This is a genomic window from Aurantimonas sp. 22II-16-19i, from assembly GCF_002088275.1.
GTDB lineage: Bacteria > Pseudomonadota > Alphaproteobacteria > Rhizobiales > Rhizobiaceae > Jiella.
The window spans coordinates 88,330-106,427 of sequence record NZ_AQQS01000002.1; the positions used below are offsets into that span (position 1 = coordinate 88,330).

At 67.4% G+C, this 18,098-nt stretch carries 19 protein-coding genes; 11 read left to right on the forward strand and 8 right to left on the reverse strand.

The window, feature by feature from the left end:
- Nucleotides 1-185: 185 nt before the first annotated feature.
- Nucleotides 186-1,274 carry a divergent polysaccharide deacetylase family protein gene (locus ATO4_RS03005; RefSeq protein WP_245308535.1) on the forward strand — a complete coding sequence of 363 codons (1,089 nt, stop codon included), beginning with the start codon at nt 186-188 and terminating at the stop codon, nt 1,272-1,274.
- A gap of 84 nt (nt 1,275-1,358) precedes the next feature.
- Here ATO4_RS03005 and pobA read toward each other — a convergent pair whose 3' ends face one another.
- The 4 genes from pobA to pcaC all read right to left on the reverse strand — a co-directional run bounded on the left by pobA (nt 1,359) and on the right by pcaC (nt 4,430).
- Complete coding sequence (pobA, locus tag ATO4_RS03010; RefSeq protein WP_083589938.1) at nt 1,359-2,567, reverse strand: 4-hydroxybenzoate 3-monooxygenase; 1,209 nt, start codon at nt 2,565-2,567, stop codon at nt 1,359-1,361.
- Between the two features lie 113 nt (nt 2,568-2,680).
- Complete coding sequence (gene pcaG, locus ATO4_RS03015; RefSeq protein ID WP_083589939.1) at nt 2,681-3,307, reverse strand: protocatechuate 3,4-dioxygenase subunit alpha; 627 nt, start codon at nt 3,305-3,307, stop codon at nt 2,681-2,683.
- A complete protein-coding gene (pcaH, locus tag ATO4_RS03020) occupies nt 3,307-4,029 on the reverse strand; it encodes a protocatechuate 3,4-dioxygenase subunit beta (RefSeq protein WP_083589940.1) in 723 nt (240 codons plus the stop codon). The genes pcaG and pcaH overlap by 1 nt, the downstream gene beginning before the upstream one ends.
- The gene (gene pcaC, locus ATO4_RS03025; RefSeq protein ID WP_083589941.1) at nt 4,026-4,430 is read right to left on the reverse strand and encodes a 4-carboxymuconolactone decarboxylase; all 405 of its coding nucleotides are present in this window, start codon (nt 4,428-4,430) and stop codon (nt 4,026-4,028) included. The genes pcaH and pcaC overlap by 4 nt, the downstream gene beginning before the upstream one ends.
- Before the next feature lie 91 nt (nt 4,431-4,521).
- Here pcaC and pcaQ point away from each other — a divergent pair, with 91 nt between their 5' ends.
- Nucleotides 4,522-5,445 (forward strand): pca operon transcription factor PcaQ, encoded by a 924-nt coding sequence (gene pcaQ, locus ATO4_RS03030; protein ID WP_083589942.1) that lies wholly within the window; start codon nt 4,522-4,524, stop codon nt 5,443-5,445.
- Between the two features lie 97 nt (nt 5,446-5,542).
- Entirely contained in the window at nt 5,543-6,259 is a 717-nt protein-coding gene (locus tag ATO4_RS03035; RefSeq protein WP_083589943.1) for a hypothetical protein, read from the forward strand.
- Here the strand turns inward: ATO4_RS03035 and ATO4_RS03040 are convergent.
- The 4 genes from ATO4_RS03040 to queF all read right to left on the reverse strand — a co-directional run bounded on the left by ATO4_RS03040 (nt 6,234) and on the right by queF (nt 9,691).
- Nucleotides 6,234-6,668 (reverse strand): hypothetical protein, encoded by a 435-nt coding sequence (locus tag ATO4_RS03040; RefSeq protein ID WP_083589944.1) that lies wholly within the window; start codon nt 6,666-6,668, stop codon nt 6,234-6,236. The genes ATO4_RS03035 and ATO4_RS03040 overlap by 26 nt on opposite strands.
- Before the next feature lie 170 nt (nt 6,669-6,838).
- On the reverse strand, nt 6,839-7,138 hold the full coding sequence (locus ATO4_RS03045) for a hypothetical protein (RefSeq protein WP_083589945.1): 300 nt from the start codon (nt 7,136-7,138) through the stop codon (nt 6,839-6,841).
- A gap of 842 nt (nt 7,139-7,980) precedes the next feature.
- Entirely contained in the window at nt 7,981-9,114 is a 1,134-nt protein-coding gene (gene ribB, locus ATO4_RS03050) for a 3,4-dihydroxy-2-butanone-4-phosphate synthase (RefSeq protein ID WP_083589946.1), read from the reverse strand.
- A 118-nt stretch (nt 9,115-9,232) separates the two neighbouring features.
- Nucleotides 9,233-9,691 (reverse strand): preQ(1) synthase, encoded by a 459-nt coding sequence (gene queF, locus ATO4_RS03055; RefSeq protein WP_139802219.1) that lies wholly within the window; start codon nt 9,689-9,691, stop codon nt 9,233-9,235.
- A 183-nt stretch (nt 9,692-9,874) separates the two neighbouring features.
- On the opposite strand from queF, the gene ATO4_RS03060 reads away from it, so the two are divergent.
- The 8 genes from ATO4_RS03060 to ATO4_RS03100 all read left to right on the forward strand — a co-directional run bounded on the left by ATO4_RS03060 (nt 9,875) and on the right by ATO4_RS03100 (nt 17,880).
- The gene (locus tag ATO4_RS03060; protein WP_083589947.1) at nt 9,875-10,759 is read left to right on the forward strand and encodes a LysR family transcriptional regulator; all 885 of its coding nucleotides are present in this window, start codon (nt 9,875-9,877) and stop codon (nt 10,757-10,759) included.
- Nucleotides 10,760-10,914: 155 nt separating this feature from the next.
- Nucleotides 10,915-11,388, forward strand: coding sequence for a formate dehydrogenase subunit gamma (locus tag ATO4_RS03065; RefSeq protein ID WP_083589948.1), 474 nt, complete (start codon nt 10,915-10,917; stop codon nt 11,386-11,388).
- On the forward strand, nt 11,385-12,938 hold the full coding sequence (locus ATO4_RS03070; protein ID WP_083589949.1) for an NADH-quinone oxidoreductase subunit NuoF: 1,554 nt from the start codon (nt 11,385-11,387) through the stop codon (nt 12,936-12,938). The genes ATO4_RS03065 and ATO4_RS03070 overlap by 4 nt, the downstream gene beginning before the upstream one ends.
- An 11-nt stretch (nt 12,939-12,949) precedes the next feature.
- On the forward strand, nt 12,950-13,249 hold the full coding sequence (locus ATO4_RS03075) for a BrnT family toxin (protein ID WP_083589950.1): 300 nt from the start codon (nt 12,950-12,952) through the stop codon (nt 13,247-13,249).
- Nucleotides 13,230-13,490 (forward strand): CopG family antitoxin, encoded by a 261-nt coding sequence (locus tag ATO4_RS03080; RefSeq protein WP_083589951.1) that lies wholly within the window; start codon nt 13,230-13,232, stop codon nt 13,488-13,490. Before ATO4_RS03075 ends, ATO4_RS03080 begins: the two co-directional genes overlap by 20 nt.
- A gap of 80 nt (nt 13,491-13,570) precedes the next feature.
- Complete coding sequence (gene fdhF / locus ATO4_RS03085) at nt 13,571-16,432, forward strand: formate dehydrogenase subunit alpha (RefSeq protein WP_083589952.1); 2,862 nt, start codon at nt 13,571-13,573, stop codon at nt 16,430-16,432.
- 280 nt (nt 16,433-16,712) lie between these two features.
- Entirely contained in the window at nt 16,713-17,630 is a 918-nt protein-coding gene (gene fdhD / locus ATO4_RS03095; protein ID WP_083590170.1) for a formate dehydrogenase accessory sulfurtransferase FdhD, read from the forward strand.
- The gene (locus ATO4_RS03100) at nt 17,620-17,880 is read left to right on the forward strand and encodes a formate dehydrogenase subunit delta (protein ID WP_083589953.1); all 261 of its coding nucleotides are present in this window, start codon (nt 17,620-17,622) and stop codon (nt 17,878-17,880) included. Before fdhD ends, ATO4_RS03100 begins: the two co-directional genes overlap by 11 nt.
- Nucleotides 17,881-18,098: the final 218 nt, after the last annotated feature.

Sequence of the window (18,098 nt, forward strand, 5' to 3'; positions counted from 1 at the left end):
CCCACCCTCGACCGCGACATGATCGACAGCCCGGCCGCCCCCGCGGCCGGGCTTTTTTGCGGCCGTCGCGGCCTCTGCCCCGGCGAGCCCCGCGAAAGCTTGAGCCGATATTTCCTTCTTCCATGTCCATCGAAGGCGAATTCCATCGGCCCCTGGGGCTGGACCGAACGCGGCAGCGCTTCGCCTTGCCGTTCCCCCCGCTGTCGTCGCTCGCGCTGGCCGCTTGCGCCGCGGCGATCGTTCTCGGCTCCGCCGGGACCGCCTTTCAGGGCCACGCCCCGCGCCGCATCGTCGACGTCCTCGCCGCGCCGGCCCCGGCGCCCGCTCCGCAGGTCGCGGTGACGGCGCCGGCGCCGGTCGAGGCGCGGCCCCTCTCCCGGCCGGGCGGCCCCACCATCATCAGCCCCGGCACCGCCGGCGGGCCGGTGACCTTCCGGGTGGAGGAGACGCAGTCGTTCCGGCAGTCGCCGGTGGTCGCGCATCTGCCCGATCGCGACCTGATCGAGGACAGCCCCTACGGCCCGCTGCCCGTGCGAGCGGCGGACGGGCGGCGTCCCTTCGACGTCTATCGCGGCGCTTCGAGCGGCAAGCCGGCGACGCGGATCGCCATCGTCGTCGGCGGCATCGGGATCAGCCAGACCGGCAGCATGGAGGCGGTCGAGCGGCTTCCCGCCGGCGTCACCTTCGGCTTCTCCCCGGCCGGCAACAGCCTCGATCGCTGGATGCAGTCAGCCCGCCGCAGCGGCCACGAACTGGTGCTGCAGGTGCCGCTGGAGCCGATCGGCTATCCCACCGTCGATCCGGGCGAGAACACGCTGACGGCCGAGGCGGCGGCGGTGGGAGACTTCGCCGCCCTCGAGGCCTCGCTCGGCCGGATCACCAACTATGTCGGCGTGATGAACTACATGGGCGCGCGCTTCACCGGCGACAGAGCGTCGATGGATCCCTTCATCGCCGAACTCGGACGGCGCGGGCTGATGTATCTGGACGACGGCTCGTCGGCACGCTCCCTCGGGAAGGACAGCGCGATCGCCGCCGGCGTGCCGGCCGCGACGGCCAACGTCCTCCTCGACCAGAACCAGGATCCGGCCGCCATCGCAGATCAACTCGACATGCTGGAGAAGGTCGCCCGCGCGCAAGGGGCGGCGATCGGCGTCGCCTCCGCCTTCGACCAGTCGATCGCGGCGATCGCAACGTGGATCCCGGCGGCGGAGAAGCGCGGCATCGAGATCGTGCCGGTCTCGGCGGTGGCCTACGACCCGGAAGGGCGCTGAGGCTCGCCTCGGCTGCCCTGTCGGAGGCAGGCTGCGCCCGCGTCATCTCCCGACGACCTTCGTCAGACGGCAGGCCGGCCTTCGTCAGAAGGGGAGGCCGACATAGTTTTCCGCGAGCGCGGTCTGGGCGGCCTTCGAGCCTGCCAGGAAGTCGAACTCCGCCTCCTGGATGCGTTGGCCGAAACTGCCGTCGTCCTCGAAGCGGTGGATCATCGAGGTGAACCACCAGGAGAAGCGCTCGGCCTTCCAGACCCTGGCGAGCGCATCGCCGGAATAGCTGTCGAGCAGCCCGTCGTCCCGCTCGCCGTAGTGGGCGGCGAGCGCGCGGGACAGGTAGTAGATGTCCGAGACGGCGAGGTTCAGCCCCTTGGCGCCCGTCGGCGGCACGATGTGGGCGGCATCGCCGGCGAGGAACAGGCGGCCGAAGCGCATCGGCTCGGCGACGAAGGAGCGCAGCGGCGCGATCGACTTCTCAACGCTCTCGCCGCGCTGCAGGTTGGCGGCGATCCGGTCCGGCAGCCTTGCCGCGAGTTCGTCATAGAAGCGCTCGTCCGGCCAGTCCTCGACCCTGTCGTTCACGCTGCACTGGATGTAGTAGCGCGACAGCTGCGGATTGCGCAGGGAGCAGAGGGCGAAGCCCCTTGTGTGGTGGGCGTAGACGAGCTCTTCCTGGATCGGCGGCTTGCGGGTGAGGACACCCAGCCAGCCGAACGGGTAGACCCGCTCGAAGGTCTCGATCCTGTCCCTCGGAATGGCCGTGCGACAGACGCCGTGAAAGCCATCGCAACCGGCGACGAAGTCGCAGTCGATGCGTTTCTCGCCGTGCTCCTTCGTGCGGTAGGTGACGAAGGGTTCCGACGTCTCGAGCCCCTGGGGGCGGACGTCCTCGGCCTCGTGAACGACCGGAACGCCGACCGCGTCGAGGGCATCGTAGAGGTCGTGGGTGACCTCCGTCTGGCCGTAGACCATCACCGTCTTGCCGCCCGAGAGCCCGCGCAGGTCGACATGCAGCGTGTCGCCGCGCCAGGCGATGTCGAAGCCGTCATGGACCAGCCCCTCGCGGTCCATGCGGTCGCCAACGCCGGCAGAGCGCAGGAGATCCGTCGTGCCCTGTTCGAGGACGCCGGCGCGGATGCGCGACAGCACGTAGTCCCGGCTGCGACGCTCGAGGACGACGCAGTCGATGCCGGCCCGGTGGAGGAGCAGCGCCAGCAAGAGGCCCGCAGGCCCGCCGCCGACGATGGCGACCTGGGTCCGTTTCGGGGCAGCGCCCGCATGTGAAGTCGCGCTCATCTCGTCTCGCCTCCTGCGGGCCCCGCCGCCGCTTCCTCGTGCGATGCGACGCAGCGGCGGGCCTCGATCGGCTCGCCTCCCGCTCCGCCCGCCTTACGCTCGATCCTCCGTCCTCAGATGTCGAAGAAGATCGTTTCCTTCTCGCCCTGCAGGAAGATGTCGTGGCGATAGGTCGGAACGCCGCCTTCCAGGGTCTTCGGCGCGATCAGCGTCGACACCCGCGAGCGGTGCTCGATCCGCGACAGGATCGGGTCGGCCTCGTTGGCCGCTTCCTCGTCGCCGAAATAAAGCCGCGTGTGCAGGCCGATGTTGATGCCGCGGGCGACGATCCACAGCGTGACGTGCGGCGCCTGGGGGCGACCGTCCTTGAACGGCACCCTGCCGGGCTTGATCGTCTCGAAGACGAACTCGCCCGTTGCCATGTCGCCCGCCGATCGGCCGAAGCCGGAAAAGTTCGCATCGGCGGTGCCGCGGGTCTCCTGCGGCGAGGGGTAGAGCCCGTCGGCGTCGGCCTGCCAGATCTCCACCATGGCGTCCTTCAACGCGGCACCGACCCCGTCGAAGACGCGGCCGACGATGCGGATGCGCTCGCCTCTTGCCTCGGCGTTGAGCATGGAGGCGCCGAGATCCTGCGGGAAGACGCCCTCGATCCCGGAGAAGTTCGGCGTGCAGCCGATGTGAACGTATGGGCCGGCGGTCTGCGAGGCGCTTTCCTTGAGCCGGTCGAGAGACTGGACCATCAGTTGCCCTCCATCCGGTTCTCGAACAGCGTCGAGCGGCGGCCGCGCAGGACGATGTCGAACTTGTAGGCCCTGGCGTCCATCGGCACGGTGTTGGCCATGTCGAGCGGTGCGATCAGCCGCTCGATCGCCGCCTTGTCGGGGATGGTCGAGACGATCGGGCACAGCCAGATCAGCGGGTCGCCCTCGAAATACATCTGGGTGATCAGGCGCTGGGCGAAGCCGTGGCCGAAGATCGAGAAGTGGATATGCGCCGGCCGCCAGTCGTTGGGGCCGTTGGGCCAGGGATAGGGGCCGGGCTTGATGGTGCGGAACCGGTAGGAGCCGTCCTCGGCCGAGATCGTCCGCCCGCAGCCGCCGAAATTCGGATCGAGCGGCGCCAGATAGGTTTCCTTCCTGTGGCGGTAGCGCCCGCCGGCATTGGCCTGCCAGACCTCGATGAGCGCGCCCGGCACCGGGCGGCCGTCCTCGTCGAGCACCCGGCCATGGACGATGATGCGCTGGCCGATCGGATCGCCGTCCTTGGCGAAGTTGGCGATCAGGTCGTCGTCGAGGGGCCCGAGCATGTCATGGCCGAACACCGGGCCGGTCATCTCGGACAGGGTGTTGTCGAGGGCGATCAGCGCCTTCTGGGGCGAGCGGGTGACGCTGGTCTTGTAGGTCGGCGCGTAGGCGGGCGGATGCCAGCTCCGGTCGCGCTGATAGAAGGATCCTCCGCTCATCGAGCGCCTCCAGTCTCTGCGTCGATCTCGCCATAGACGCGCTTGGCGATCTTGATCGCGTGGTTTGCGGCGGGAACGCCGGCATAGACCGCCACATGCATCAGGGCCTCGACGACATCCTCGCGGGTTGCGCCGGTGTTGAGCGTCGCGCGGATGTGCATGGCCAGTTCGTCGTCCTGGCCGAGCCCGGCCAGGAGCGCGATGGTGACGATCGAGCGTTCGCGCCTGGTAAAATGCGGCCTCGACCACACCGAACCCCAGGCACCCTCGGTGATGAAGACCTGGAAATCGCGGTCGAGGGGCGTTGCCGCCGCCTCGGCCCGATCCACATGGGCATCGCCCAGAACGGCGCGGCGTGTCGCCGTCCCGCGCGCGAAACGGTCCTCGACTTGATGGGACATGGCAGCGTCAACTCCTCCGAGGCGGCAATATGAAAGCCCGGAAAATTCATGTAAAATGAATATGCACCGGGTTTAGCATGACTGTCTGGTTATGGAAATTGATCGTCGCATCAAAATTCGCCACCTGCGGACATTTGTCGAAGTGGCGCGAACGGCCAGTGTCGGCAAGGCGGCCGAACTGATGCACGTGTCGCAGCCGGCGGTCTCCAAGACGCTCGCCGAGTTGGAGACGGCCCTGGGCGCGCGGCTGATGGATCGCAACCGCAGCGGCGTCGCGCTGACGCCGGTCGGACAAATGTTCCACTCCTATGCGAGTTCGAGCCTGGCGGCGCTTCGCCAGGGCATCGAGGGCATCTCGGAGACACTGGCGGGAGGCGGCCTCAGGCTGTCGATCGGCGCGCTTCCATCGGTCGCCGCACGCATCGTTCCCGATGCCGCCGTGGAGATGGGACGCATCGCGCCGGAGGTCGGCCTGGCGATCGTAACCGGTCCGAACGGTTATCTCCTCTCCGAACTGGCGGGCGGCGCGCTGGATCTGGTCATCGGCCGCCTCGGCAAGCCCGAGGCCATGAGCGGTCTCAGCTTCTCCCATCTCTATTCGGAGCGGATCTCGCTCGTCGTGCGTCCGGGTCATCCGCTCATCGGCCGCAGCGACGTCGCCGCCATCTCCGACTACCCGATCGTGTTTCCCAACCGGGATGCGGCGATCCGGACGATGGCCGAGCAGTTCTTCATCGCGCAGGGGATCCCTCAGGTCGGCCACCGGATCGAGACCGTCGCGGAGACCTTCGGCCGGGCCTTCGTGCGCAAGACCGATGCCGTGTGGGTGATCTCCTCCGGCGTCGTGGCGCTCGACGTCGCCGAGGGAATGCTGGTCGAATTGCCGATCACGATGCGCGAGACGCTGGGGCCGGTGGGGCTGACGATGCGGGGCGAGGGCGAGACCTCGCCGGCGCTTCGGATGTTCATCGAGGCGGTCCGGCGGACCGTCGCCGGGCTGCAGCTGGCAAGCTGATCCGGGGCTGACCCGACGGGAGGTGGCGGGAGGCGCGTGGAGCGGCCTTAACCGGCGGTTAACCACGACACTCGAATGTCGTCCCGGGGAGGCCCCGATGGCGGCACGTTCACTCTTTCTTGGGATTTCCGCCGTTCTGGCGCTCAGCCTTCTCGGTTGCGCGGCGCGTCCGAAGACCTGCTACGTCACCTTGAGCGCCGCCGGCCAGCCGACGGCGGAGGCCTGCGAGAGCGGTCCCGTGCTGATGGTGCGGCCGATCACCGCGACCAACGCCGCCTATTACGTGCCGCCCTACGTGCTCGGCGCCCTCTCCTACGAAGGCTTCCTCGTCCCGGAAGAAGCGCAGCCCGCCGCTTCGCACGACCTCGGGCCGGCGCCGGCCAGCGGTGCCTTCCCAGGCGGCTTTGCGGCCGGGATGGACGCGCAGGAGGAGCGGTCAAAGGCAGAATGGGCGCTGGAAGGGTCGGTCGTGGCCCAGGGAGGTCCGCTCGACGCAGGCCCGATCGATCTAGGTCCGGTCGAGGCAGGGCCGCTCGGTACAGGATCGCTCGACCGGTCCGAAGCAGGCTCGCTCGAGGCAGGCCCGCCCGAGGAGCGTGCGTCGAACGTCCGGCCGGCCTTGTCGGATGGACCAACCGCGGGTCAGACCGGCGAAGCCTCGGCCGGCTCGCCATTTGCAGCATGGGCGATGCGCGGCCCGGCCCCGGAGAACCGGATCCGGCCGGAGAACCCGAGCATCGGTGGCGAGGTGATCTATCGCCGGCCCTATGAAGGCCTTCCGACCATCGCTATTTCGCGCGACCTGTTTCTATGAGGAGCGGCGTGCCGTTGACCAGCGCGTGGCCGGGATCGAGCTTGCGGACCAGCTTCGGCGCAACGCGGCCGGGAGACGCATCGACGACGATCTGGCCCTGACGGACATCGAAGCTGTAATTGATGCCGTTGCAGACGACGGGCGTTCCGAACGTGTCCTCGGCGAAGGAGTCCAGATTGATCGTCCGGCAGTCGCCGATGGGTGTCGAGCCGCGCTCGCCGGTGGCAAGATCGATGACGATGGCGTTGAGGCGGTAGCCGCCCGGGATCTCGGCGAATTCGAACGCCGTCTCGAAGCGGGCGGGTTCGCCGGCCGCGGCAGCGGGATCGCGCTGCGGCCCGTCGGAAAACGGGATGGCGATCGCTCCGGCGAGGAGCACTGTCTCGATGAGCATCGTCTGGAGCAGCATTGCGGTTTCCTCCCCGGCCGAACCGGCGTCGAATTCAGCCTGCTGTTCTTGCCGGCGTCGATGGCCCGGCCAAGATCGTCAACAGCCGCGACGGACGCGGCTCGCCCTTGCGGAAGCTGTGGCAGGCCGGGGGAGGGCGATGTGCTTCCCCCCGGCCCGGTTGTGTTCGATCAGCAGGGGACCAGGGTGTAGTGGTCCTGCTCGACGAGCTTCTTCGTCGTGATGTAAACGGCGGGATTGCGGCGGTGATAGATCTTGCCGCCGTCGACGATGTCGCCTTCCCACGCGGTGCCCTGGCTCTGAACGAGCTTGCCGCGCGTATTGTACTTGTAGGTGGAAGGAATGTACTCGACGAGGTAGCACTTGCCGCCCCGTTCGTCGACGTGTTTCTTGTACCACTTTGCATCGGCGGTTCCCGCGAAGGAAATTGCACCGGCAGCGGCAATCAGCGTGAGCAGCACTTTGCGCATGAGAAAAAACGCCTCCGTGTTCGATGTTGCGCAGGGGAAGCTTTAAATGACGGTAATCAAAGATCAATAGATTATCGACATTCTCACCTTAAAAAGCAGATTGGCCGGCGTTTTGATCCATTTCGGCACATGAGAGGTTCTATTCTGGAGCATTTATGCGCGTCATGTCAATCGCGGAACCTTTCGCCCGGGCGCTCGGCGCGATCAGGCGGCGGCGGCCGTCGATCCTTCAGGAGGATCATGGGCACGCAGGGGTTGATGGTGCCCGGAGCCGGACCAGAGCGCGTTCCAGCATCCCGGCCTGGGTTGGTGAGGCGCCTAAGGGCAAAACCCGCCCGATCGGCCGTCAGGGGATGAGCGCGGCCGATATCAGCGCTCCGGCGCGCCGAACGGCCCTGTCCTGATCGTCCCAGAACGCAACTCTTGCGTTTTTCGAGGTTCTCGTGCAGCGCAACAGAAACATGCCGAAGATGCCGCAGCGTCGCAGGGGTCGTTGCTTTTCGAGACGGGTCGCGAGCCTGCGCGAGGGCGGTCCGGGCATCGCTGGCGACGCCGGGTGGCGGGGCCGCCCGGTTCGCAACCCGGATGGAAGGCGCACAGGCATGCCGGCCGCGCCCGCATCGAAGGGCGAGCGGGTGATCGCGGCCGCGCGGCGGAGCGGGCCGATCCGTCCTGCAGGAGAGGGTGGGTTCGACGCGGCAAGCGGGTCGGCATCCGCACGGGTGCGGTGATTGCGGGCGCGGCGAATTGCGGGCGCGGCAGCGCACGGCGGCCGTCGGCGGGCGCCGCGCTACGAGAGCCTGTTTCGTCCCGAGGTGGCGCCGGCCGCCTCGAAGGTCTCGCTATTCCTTGACTATGACCGTCTCCGCGACCGCGATGCCGAAGCCGGTCAGGCCGACATAGGCGCGCTCGTGGGTGGCGAGGACGGTGATCGAGGAGACGCCGAGGTCGCGCAGGATCTGGGCGCCGACGCCGACTTCCCGCCAGCGCTGGCGGCGCAGGCGGGCGCTGAGATGGCGCTCGCCGTCGGCGACGGGCTCCTCGCTGCCGGTGGGCCTCGCCTCGAAGTCGTCGATCTGCGGCGAGCGCAGCAGCATGATGACGCCCTGGCCGCTGGCCTTGATGTTCTCGACGGCGACGTCGACCCAGCTGCGGCCGTCTCCGACCCGCGACAGCATGTCGAGGACCGGCTGTTCCCGGTGGATGCGGGTCGGCACGTTGCTCCGGCCCCGCACGTTGCCATGCACGAAGACGACGTGCTGGGTCTCGTCGAACGGCGTTTCATAGACGCGGATCTTGCCGGTCAGGCCGCCGAGACAGAAGTCCTCCTCCCGCACGCAGGTGACGAAGGACTCCCGGCGGATGCGATAGGAGATGAGGTCCTCGATCGAGACGATCTTCAGCCCGTGTTCCCGGGCGAAACCGACCAGCTCGGGCAGGCGCTTGACGGTGCCGTCGTCATTGACGATCTCGGCGAGGATGCCGCCGGGCTCGAGGCCGGCGAGGCGAGCGAGATCGGTGCCGGCCTCGGTGTGGCCGGACCGGATCAGCACGCCGCCCTCGCGGGCGATCAGCGGGAAGATGTGGCCGGGGCGGATGAAGTCGGACGGCGCGCAATTGGCGTTCATCAGAGCGCGGCAGGTGTTGGCGCGCTCCTCGGCGGCGATGCCCGTGGTCATGCCGACCTTGTAGTCGACGGACACGGTGAAGGCGGTGCGCATCGGATCGAGATTGTTGGCGACCATCGGCGGCAGGTTCAGCGCTTCGGCCCGCTCCGCCATCATCGGCACGCAGATGATGCCGCTGGTGTGGCGGATCATGAAGGCCATCTTCTCCGGCGTCGCCTTGGCGGCGGCCATGATCAGGTCGCCCTCGTTCTCGCGGTCGGTGTCGTCGACCACGACCACCATTTCGCCTTCGGCGATGGCAGCGATTGCATCTTCGATGGAGTCGAGCGTCAGATCCGCGTCGGTCATGATCAGTCCTGTCGGTGATGCTGCGGGCGCAGGATGGGGGCCCTGATGATGATAAGAAAGAAGCTCGAGGCTTCTACGGCGTGTGGCCGGCAATGATCAACAAGCCGGCCATGCACCCTCATCCCCGGCCGCGATAGGGCGGCACGCCCTGGTCGGGCAGGAAGACGCCTTCGGGAGCGGGTCCCGACTGCCAGAAGACGTCGATCGGAATGCCGCCGCGCGGATACCAGTAGCCGCCGATCCGCAGCCACAGGGGCTTCGTCGCCGCGATGACGCGCCGGGCGATCATCACCGTGCAGTCTTCGTGGAAGGCGCCGTGATTGCGGAAGCTGGTCAGGAAGAGCTTCAGCGACTTCGATTCGACGAGGCGGGCATCCGGCGCGTAGTCGATGACGACATGGGCGAAGTCCGGCTGGCCGGTGACCGGGCAAAGGGAGGTGAATTCCGGGCAGGTGAAGCGGACGATGGCCGGCGGCCCGTCGCCGCGGGCGTAGGGGACGGTTTCGAGCGTCGCTTCTTCGGGGGAGGCGGCCGGGCGGGCGTTCTGGCCGAGCTGGGAAAGGTCCTGATGGGACAACGTGGATCGCTCCTCGTGGCAACCGGCCTGAGCGGCCGGATCGTGAACCGGCTTTAAGCGACTTGCCGTCCCTCTTGGCAAGTGGTCCGATGTGGGGCTGACGCGCCGCGGCCCAGGGAAGGGGCCATGGGGTCGGACAATCCGGCGCATCGGGCGGCAGCATGGGACGAAAGACATGAGACGATGATCGACAAGCTGGAATATCTGATCGCCCTTTCCACCGAGCGGCATTTCGGCCGCGCGGCGGAGCGGCTCGGGATCACCCAGCCGACGCTGTCGGCCGGCATCCGGCAGCTCGAGGAGCGGCTCGGCACGACGCTGGTCAATCGCGGCTCGCGCTTTCGCGGCCTGACCGAGGAAGGCGAGCGGGCGCTGGCCTGGGCGCGGCGGATCACCGACGACGTCCGCACGATGCGCGAGGAGATCCGCACCGTGAAGCGCGGGCTCTCCGGCCATCTGCGGATCGGCGCCGTGCCGACCAGCCTCGCCATCGTCTCGCGCCTGACGGCGCCGTTCCACCTGCGGCACGACAACGTCACCTTCGACGTCACCTCGCAGACCGCCTCGGAGATCATCGCCGCCATCTCCAACTTCGAGATCGACGTCGGCCTGACCTATCTCGACGACGAACGGCTGAAGAAGCTCGATACCCGCGCCCTCTATGATGAGCGCTACTGTCTCGTCACGCGGCGCGACAGCGTCTTTCACGACCGCCAGCAGGTGACCTGGGAGGAGGTGGCGAGCCTCAAGCTCGGCCTCCTCAGCCCTTCGATGCAGAACCGCCAGATCCTCAACCGGCACCTGGGCGCCGGCGGGCGGCGCTTCGAGACCGTCATGGAGTCCAACTCGATGATCGCGCTTCTCTCCCAGACCCGGCTGGCCGGGATCGCCACGGTGATGCCCCACCGCTCCGCCGCCCTTCTCGGCCTCGCCGAGCCGCTGGTGGCCATCCCCATCACCGGCCCGGACGTCAGCTATCGCATCGGCCTCGTCACCGCGCGGCGGGAGCTGCGCCCGCCGATCGTGGCGGCCTTCTGGGAGGAAACCCAGGAGATCGACAGCATCTGACGGCGTCCCTGGGCAGGTCGGCAACCAAAAGCTGCAGGAGGCGTCATTATCGATAGAGGTCTTCTATCGCAGGACGAGGATCACGCCTTGATTCTTGCCCAACTTGGGTGTTCCCTCTCTGGAACAATTCAAGATCGGGTGCGGGAGGAAGGCGCTTGGTTTTTCAGGCGAATTACGACGAGGCGGAGGTCGCCGAGATCATCGACGCCAAGCGTGGGCTGGAAGGCCCGATGCTGCCGATCCTGCACGAGATCCAGGAGCGGTTCGGCCACGTGCCGGAGGCTGCGGTGCGCCAGATCGCGGCGGCGTTGAACCTGACCCGCGCCGAGGTGCACGGCGTCGTCACCTTCTATCACGACTTCCACAAGGCTCCCCGCGGCCGGCATGTCCTGAAGGTCTGCCGGGCGGAGGCCTGCCAGGCGGCGGGCAGCGACGCCATCGCCGGCGCGATCGAGACGGCGCTGGGCGTCAAGTTCGGCGAGACGACGCCGGACGGACAGGTCAGCCTCGAAGCGGTCTATTGCCTCGGCCTCTGCGCCACGGCGCCGTCGGCGATGCTCGACCGGCGGATCGTCGGGCGCCTTACCGAGGCGAAGGTCGGGGCGCTGGTCGAGGAGGCACGGCTGTGACGAAGCTCTACATCCCGCTCGACTCCTTCGCCGTCGCCTGCGGCGCCGACACGATCGCCGAGGAGTTCGCCCGGCTCAACACCGATCGCGGCCTGTCCCTCGAGATCGTGCGCAACGGCTCGCGCGGCATGGCGTGGCTCGAGCCGATGATCGAGGTCGAGACGCCGGACGGGCGCATCGCCTACGGGCCGATCGAGCCGGGCGAGGCCGACGTGCTGGTCGATGCCGGCATCCTGTCCGGTGCGGGCCACCCGAAGCGGATCGGCAGGGTCGAGGAGCACCCGTTCTTCGCCCGCCAGACGCGCCACACCTTCAAGCGCTGCGGCGTCACCGATCCCTTGTCACTCGACGACTATCGCGCCAATGGCGGCCTGAAGGGGCTGGAACGCGCCATCGGCATCGGCGCCGAGGCGATCGTCGCGGAAGTCACCCAGTCCGGCCTGCGCGGCCGCGGCGGGGCGGGCTTTCCGACCGGCATCAAGTGGAAGACCGTCGCCGAAGCCAAGGGCGCGCGCAAATACATCGTCGCCAACGCCGACGAGGGCGATAGCGGCACGTTCGCCGACCGGATGATCATGGAGGGTGATCCGTTCTGCCTGATCGAGGGCATGGCGATCGCCGGCGTCGCCACCGGGGCAACCAAGGGCTACATCTATCTGCGGTCGGAATATCCCGTCGCCATCGAGGTGATGCGCGAGGCGATCCGCCGGGCGCACGAAGCGGGCGTTCTCGGCGCCTCGGTGATGGGCTCGAGCCACGTCTTCGACATCGAGGTGCGGGTCGGCGCCGGGGCTTATGTGTGCGGCGAGGAGACCTCGCTGCTCGACAGCCTCGAAGGCAAGCGCGGGCAGGTGCGCTTCAAGCCGCCGCTGCCGGCGATCCAGGGCCTGTTCGGCATGCCGACCGTGATCAACAACGTCATTTCGCTGGCCTCGACGCCGGAGATCCTGGCGGCGGGCGCGGAAGGCTACAAGGAGCTCGGCATGGGCCGCTCGCGCGGCACCATCCCGATCCAGCTCGGCGGCAACGTCAAGCATGGCGGCCTCTTCGAAGTGCCCTTCGGCATGACACTGGGCGAAATCGTCAATGACGTTGCCGGCGGCACGGCGTCGGGTCGGCCGGTGCGGGCGGTGCAGGTCGGCGGGCCGCTGGGCGCATACTTCCCCGTGTCCCTGTTCGACACACCCTTCGACTACGAGGCCTTCGCCGCCAGGGACGGGCTGATCGGCCACGCCGGCATCGTCGTCTTCGACGACACGGTCGACATGCTGGCCCAAGCCCGCTTCGCCTTCGAGTTCTGCGCGATCGAGAGCTGCGGCAAGTGCACGCCCTGCCGGGTCGGCGCGGTGCGCGGCCACGAGACGATGAAGAAGATCATCGACGGCGAGCGGCCGGCGGAGAACCTCGCCCTCGTCGAGGACCTCTGCAACACCATGAAGTTCGGCTCGCTCTGCGCGCTGGGCGGCTTCACGCCCTATCCGGTGATGAGCGCGATCCGGCACTTCCCGGAGGATTTTCATGGGCAACCGATGAGGGTGGCGGCGGAGTAGGCGTTGCGTTCATGCCGGCCATCTTCGACGAAATCGAATGGGATCAAGGCAATCGCGACAAATGCGGCAAGCACGGCGTTTCAGTCGATGAGATCGAATATGCTTTGCGGGGGCTTCCGTTGATCGTGGAGGACCCGTCGCATTCGACGCAGGAGCAGCGTTTCAGGGCGATCGGGCGAAACGAGGCGGGGCGGCCTATATTCGTCGTCTTCACGGTTCGTCAGCGCGGCGAGAGGTTTTTGGCCCGACCGCTCAGCGCCCGGTACATGCATTCGAAGGAGGTGCGGTTCTATGAGCAAGACCAAGCTTAAGCCGATGCCGCATTTTGCGACCGACGAGGAGGCCGAGCGCTTCGTCGATGAGGCAGACCTCTCGGAATACGACCTGTCCGGCTTCAAGCCGATGAAGATCAGTCGACGCAGCGAGTACAGCATGTACGGCCTGCGTCTACCGAGCGAGTTGCTCTTCCGCATCGACAAGCGTGCGAGCGAGATGAACGTTTCCATCGACGATTATCTCGTGTCGTTGGCAAGAAAAGACCTCGGTGAATGAAGCCGAATTCGGACGAGTGACCAGACCACGACACTGGCGCATCTGACGTATCAATCGAATGCCCGTCAGGGAGGAAACCCATGAGCCTCATTCGCGAAATCGACTACGGCACGCCCGCCTCGAAGGCCGAGAAGACCGTTACCCTGACCATCGACGGCCAGGAGATCACGGTTCCCGAGGGCACGTCGCTGATGCGCGCGGCGATGGAGGTCGGCGTCCAGGTACCGAAGCTCTGCGCCACCGACATGATGGATGCCTTCGGCTCCTGCCGGCTCTGCGTCGTCGAGGTCGAGGGGCGCAACGGCACGCCGGCCTCCTGCACGACGCCCGTCGCGGCGGGCATGAAGGTGTCGACCCAGACCGAGCGGCTGAAGGCGATCCGAAAAGGGGTGATGGAGCTCTACATCTCCGACCACCCGCTCGACTGCCTGACCTGCGCCGCCAATGGCGACTGCGAGCTGCAGGACATGGCCGGCGCGGTGGGCCTGCGCGAGGTGCGCTACGGCTATGACGGCGAGAACCATCTCGGCAAGGCGAAGGACGTCTCCAACCCCTATTTCCAGTTCGATCCGTCGAAATGCATCGTCTGCTCGCGCTGCGTGCGCGCCTGCAACGAGGTGCAGGGCACCTTCGCGCTGACGGTCGAGGGCCGCGGCTTCGACTCGATCATCTCGGCCGGCACCGGCTTCGACGACTTCTTCTCCTCCGAATGCGTCTCCTGCGGCGCCTGCGTCCAGGCCTGCCCGACGGCGACGCTGGAGGAAAAGTCCGTCATCGAGATCGGCACGCCCGAGCATTCCGTCGTCACCACCTGCGCCTATTGCGGCGTCGGCTGTTCGTTCAAGGCGGAAATGCGCGGCGAAGAGCTGGTGCGCATGGTGCCCTACAAGGACGGCAAGGCCAATCGCGGCCATAGCTGCGTCAAGGGCCGCTTCGCGCTCGGCTATGCGACCCACAAGGACCGCATCCTGGGTCCGATGATCCGCGATCATTACACGCAGCCCTGGAAGGAGGTCTCCTGGGAGGAGGCGCTGTCCTTCACGGCGGCGAAGATCAAGGACATCCAGGCGAAATACGGCCGCGGCGCCATGGGCGGCATCTCCTCGTCGCGCTGCACCAACGAGGAGGTCTATCTCGTCCAGAAGCTGGTGCGGGCGGGCTTCGGCAACAACAACATCGACACCTGCGCCCGCGTCTGCCATTCGCCGACGGGCTATGGCCTGAACTCCACCTTCGGCACGTCGGCCGGCACCCAGGACTTCGATAGCGTCGAGGATACGGACGTCATCCTCGTCATCGGCGCCAATCCGACCGATGGCCATCCGGTCTTCGCCTCGCGGATGAAGAAGCGGCTGCGCGGCAAGCCGGGCGAGCCCGGCGCTAGGCTGATCGTCATCGATCCCCGCCGCATCGACCTGGTCAAGACGCCGCATGTGAAGGCCGACCACCATCTCGCCCTGAAGCCCGGCACCAACGTCGCCATGCTGACGGCGCTCGCCCATGTCATCGTCACCGAGGGCCTCGTCAATGAGAGCTTCGTGCGCGAGCGTTGCGAGTGGGACGAGTTCCAGGAATGGGCCGCCTTCGTCGCCGAGGACCGGCATTCGCCGGAGGCCGTCGAGGCGATCACCGGGGTTCCGGCCGCCGAGGTGCGCAAGGCGGCGCGGCTCTATGCCACCGGCGGCAACGGGGCGATCTATTACGGCCTCGGCGTCACCGAGCACAGCCAGGGCTCGACCTCGGTCATCGCCATCGCCAACCTCGCCATGGCGACCGGCAACATCGGCCGGCCGGGCGTCGGCGTGAACCCGCTGCGCGGCCAGAACAACGTCCAGGGCTCCTGCGACATGGGCTCCTTCCCCCATGAGCTGCCGGGATACCGCCACATCTCGATGGACGCCGTCCGCGAGACCTTCGAGGAGCTGTGGGGGGTCAAGATCGACAAGGAGCCGGGGCTGCGCATCCCGAACATGTTCGACGCCGCCGTCGAGGGCACCTTCAAGGGCCTCTATTGCCAGGGCGAGGACATCCTCCAGTCGGACCCCGACACCAAGCACGTCTCGGCCGGGCTTGCGGCGCTCGAACTCCTGATCGTCCACGACCTCTTCCTGAACGAGACCGCGAACTACGCCAACGTCTTCCTGCCGGGCTCGACCTTCCTGGAGAAGAACGGCACCTTCACCAATGCCGAGCGGCGCATCAACCGCGTGCGCAAGGTGATGGCGCCGAAGAACGGCTATGAGGACTGGCAGGTCACCCAGCTGTTGGCCCAGGCGATCGGGATGGACATGAACTATTCCCATCCCTCCGAGATCATGGCCGAGATCTCCGCGACGACGCCGTCCTTCGCAGGCGTCACCTATGATGTCCTGGACGAGAAGGGCTCGGTCCAGTGGCCGTGCAACGAGGCCCATCCGGAGGGCACGCCGATCATGCATGTCGGCGAGTTCATGCGCGGCCGCGGCAAGTTCATCATGACGGAATATGTCGCGACGGACGAGCGGACGGGGCCGCGCTTCCCGCTGCTGCTGACCACCGGGCGCATCCTGTCCCAGTACAATGTCGGCGCGCAGACGCGGCGCACCGGCAACGTCGTCTGGCACGACGAGGACCTCCTGGAGATCCATCCGCACGACGCCGAGCAGCGGGGCGTGCGGGATGGCGACTGGGTCAAGCTCGAGAGCCGCGCCGGTTCCACCGCGATCAAGGCGAAGATCACCGACCGCGTCGCGCCGGGCGTCGTCTACACGACCTTCCACCATCCGATGACACAGGTGAACGTGATCACCACCGACTTCTCCGACTGGGCGACCAATTGCCCGGAATACAAGGTGACGGCGGTGCAGATCTCGCCCTCCAACGGGCCGACGGAATGGCAGGACGACTACCGCGAGCTGACCATGGAAAGCCGGCGGATCGCGGCCGCCGAGGCGGCGGAGTAGGTTCAGGAACGATCTTGTCGGAACCGGGTATGCAGCGTCACCCCCCTCTGTCCTGCCGGACATCTCCCCCACAAGGGGAGAGATCGGCAGCTTCACCGCCTCGTCTCAGCTGGAATCGTTTCGGCAACCTCTACCCTTTGAAATCAGGGGCAACACCGAGCGCGACCTCGATCTCCCCCCTTGTGGGGGAGATGTCCGGCAGGACAGAGGGGGGCGCGAAGAGCGCCTCCGGTGAAGGCCGGGCGAGAATCCTCCGCCGGCATACGTCAAGAGCATGGCCATGGTGACGGTTCGCGACGAACGGTCGACACCAGAGCCCGATCTCCCGGAACCAGCTCGCCGCGTCGAGAGCCTCGTGTTCCGGGACGGGGCGTTCTCCCCTTCCCAGCGGCAGGTGCCGGCCGAGACGGCGGTGGCGATATCGATCGGCGGCTCGACCCATGCGGTGATGATGGCGACGCCCGCTGACCTCCAGGACATGGCGGTCGGCCTCGTCCTCAACGAGCGGATCGTGGACCGAATCGAGGAGATCGAGCATCTGGAGATCGTCGACACCGAAGCCGGGGTGGACTGCCAGATCCGCCTCGTCGAGGCGCGGGCGAAGACCTATGTCGCGCGGCGCCGGCAGATGACCGGGCCTGTCGGCTGCGGGCTGTGCGGCGTCGAGTCCCTCGAACTGGCCGCACCGCAACTGCCGAGAGTGCCGGACGCCGCGGCGGGCGCGATCCCGCCGCTGGCGATCACGGATGCCGTCGCGGCCATGGCGCGCGAGCAGGCGCTCAGCCGGCTGACCCGGGCGGTGCATGCGGCCGCGTGGCACCGTCAGGGCACGGGGCTCGTGGTGACGCGGGAAGACGTCGGCCGGCACAATGCGCTGGACAAGGTCGCGGGACATCTCGCCCGATCCGGGCTCGACCCGCGCGACGGCTTCCTGACGATCACCAGCCGGGTGTCGGTGGAGCTGATCCAGAAGGCGGCGCGGATGGGCTGCGGGCTGATCGCCGCCGTCTCGGCGCCGACGGCCCTGGCGATCGCCGAGGCGAACGCCGCGGGCATCACCCTCGTCGCAGTGGTGCGGGGCGCGGACTTCGAGGTCTTCACGCATCCGGAGCGGATCGCGGGCACGGACGATCTCGCAGCGCCGGAGAATGGGGCGCAGGCAATGACAGGACAGGGGAGAGCCGTCCATGGAGCGTGACAAGCTGGTCTATATGGCCAACCAGATCGCCAAGTTCTTCGAATCGGCCAAGGAGGGCGCGCGCTCCAAGGGCGTCGCCGACCACATCAACAAGTTCTGGGAGCCGCGCATGCGCACCCAGCTGTTCGAGCGGGTGGAGAGCGGACGAACGGGCGATATGCATCCGCTCGTCCTGGAGGCGATGGGAGCCATCCGGCGGCCGGAAGCTCCGTCGGGTGCGCCCAATCAGAGCGATCCGTCCCTCGCCTGACGCGACATCTGCGGCACGCGATCGAGCGGGATCCCCTTTTGCGTATTCGCTGGCCGCCTGTGGCAGAATGGTGGCCGGGAACCGAAGATTAACCTTAACGCCTTACCAAAAACCGGGTCAGCAACGCCACTGGGCCGGTCTCCATGCGCTCCACGCGAGTTCTCTTCTCCGCCGTCGTCGCCGCCTCGCTTCTGTCGGGTTGCGCCAGCAATGAGCGA

Coding starts and splice junctions, on each gene's coding strand:
- pobA (WP_083589938.1), bottom strand. CDS start 2,567: ATGAGCGCGACTTCACATGCGGGCGCTGCCCCGAAACGGACCCAGGTC.
- pcaG (WP_083589939.1), bottom strand. CDS start 3,307: ATGGTCCAGTCTCTCGACCGGCTCAAGGAAAGCGCCTCGCAGACCGCC.
- ATO4_RS03080 (WP_083589951.1), top strand. CDS start 13,230: ATGAGCAAGACCAAGCTTAAGCCGATGCCGCATTTTGCGACCGACGAG.
- pcaH (WP_083589940.1), bottom strand. CDS start 4,029: ATGAGCGGAGGATCCTTCTATCAGCGCGACCGGAGCTGGCATCCGCCC.
- fdhF (WP_083589952.1), top strand. CDS start 13,571: ATGAGCCTCATTCGCGAAATCGACTACGGCACGCCCGCCTCGAAGGCC.
- ATO4_RS03100 (WP_083589953.1), top strand. CDS start 17,620: ATGGAGCGTGACAAGCTGGTCTATATGGCCAACCAGATCGCCAAGTTC.
- ATO4_RS03075 (WP_083589950.1), top strand. CDS start 12,950: ATGCCGGCCATCTTCGACGAAATCGAATGGGATCAAGGCAATCGCGAC.
- pcaQ (WP_083589942.1), top strand. CDS start 4,522: ATGGAAATTGATCGTCGCATCAAAATTCGCCACCTGCGGACATTTGTC.
- ATO4_RS03040 (WP_083589944.1), bottom strand. CDS start 6,668: ATGCTGCTCCAGACGATGCTCATCGAGACAGTGCTCCTCGCCGGAGCG.
- ATO4_RS03035 (WP_083589943.1), top strand. CDS start 5,543: ATGGCGGCACGTTCACTCTTTCTTGGGATTTCCGCCGTTCTGGCGCTC.
- fdhD (WP_083590170.1), top strand. CDS start 16,713: ATGGTGACGGTTCGCGACGAACGGTCGACACCAGAGCCCGATCTCCCG.
- ribB (WP_083589946.1), bottom strand. CDS start 9,114: ATGACCGACGCGGATCTGACGCTCGACTCCATCGAAGATGCAATCGCT.
- pcaC (WP_083589941.1), bottom strand. CDS start 4,430: ATGTCCCATCAAGTCGAGGACCGTTTCGCGCGCGGGACGGCGACACGC.
- ATO4_RS03045 (WP_083589945.1), bottom strand. CDS start 7,138: ATGCGCAAAGTGCTGCTCACGCTGATTGCCGCTGCCGGTGCAATTTCC.
- ATO4_RS03060 (WP_083589947.1), top strand. CDS start 9,875: ATGATCGACAAGCTGGAATATCTGATCGCCCTTTCCACCGAGCGGCAT.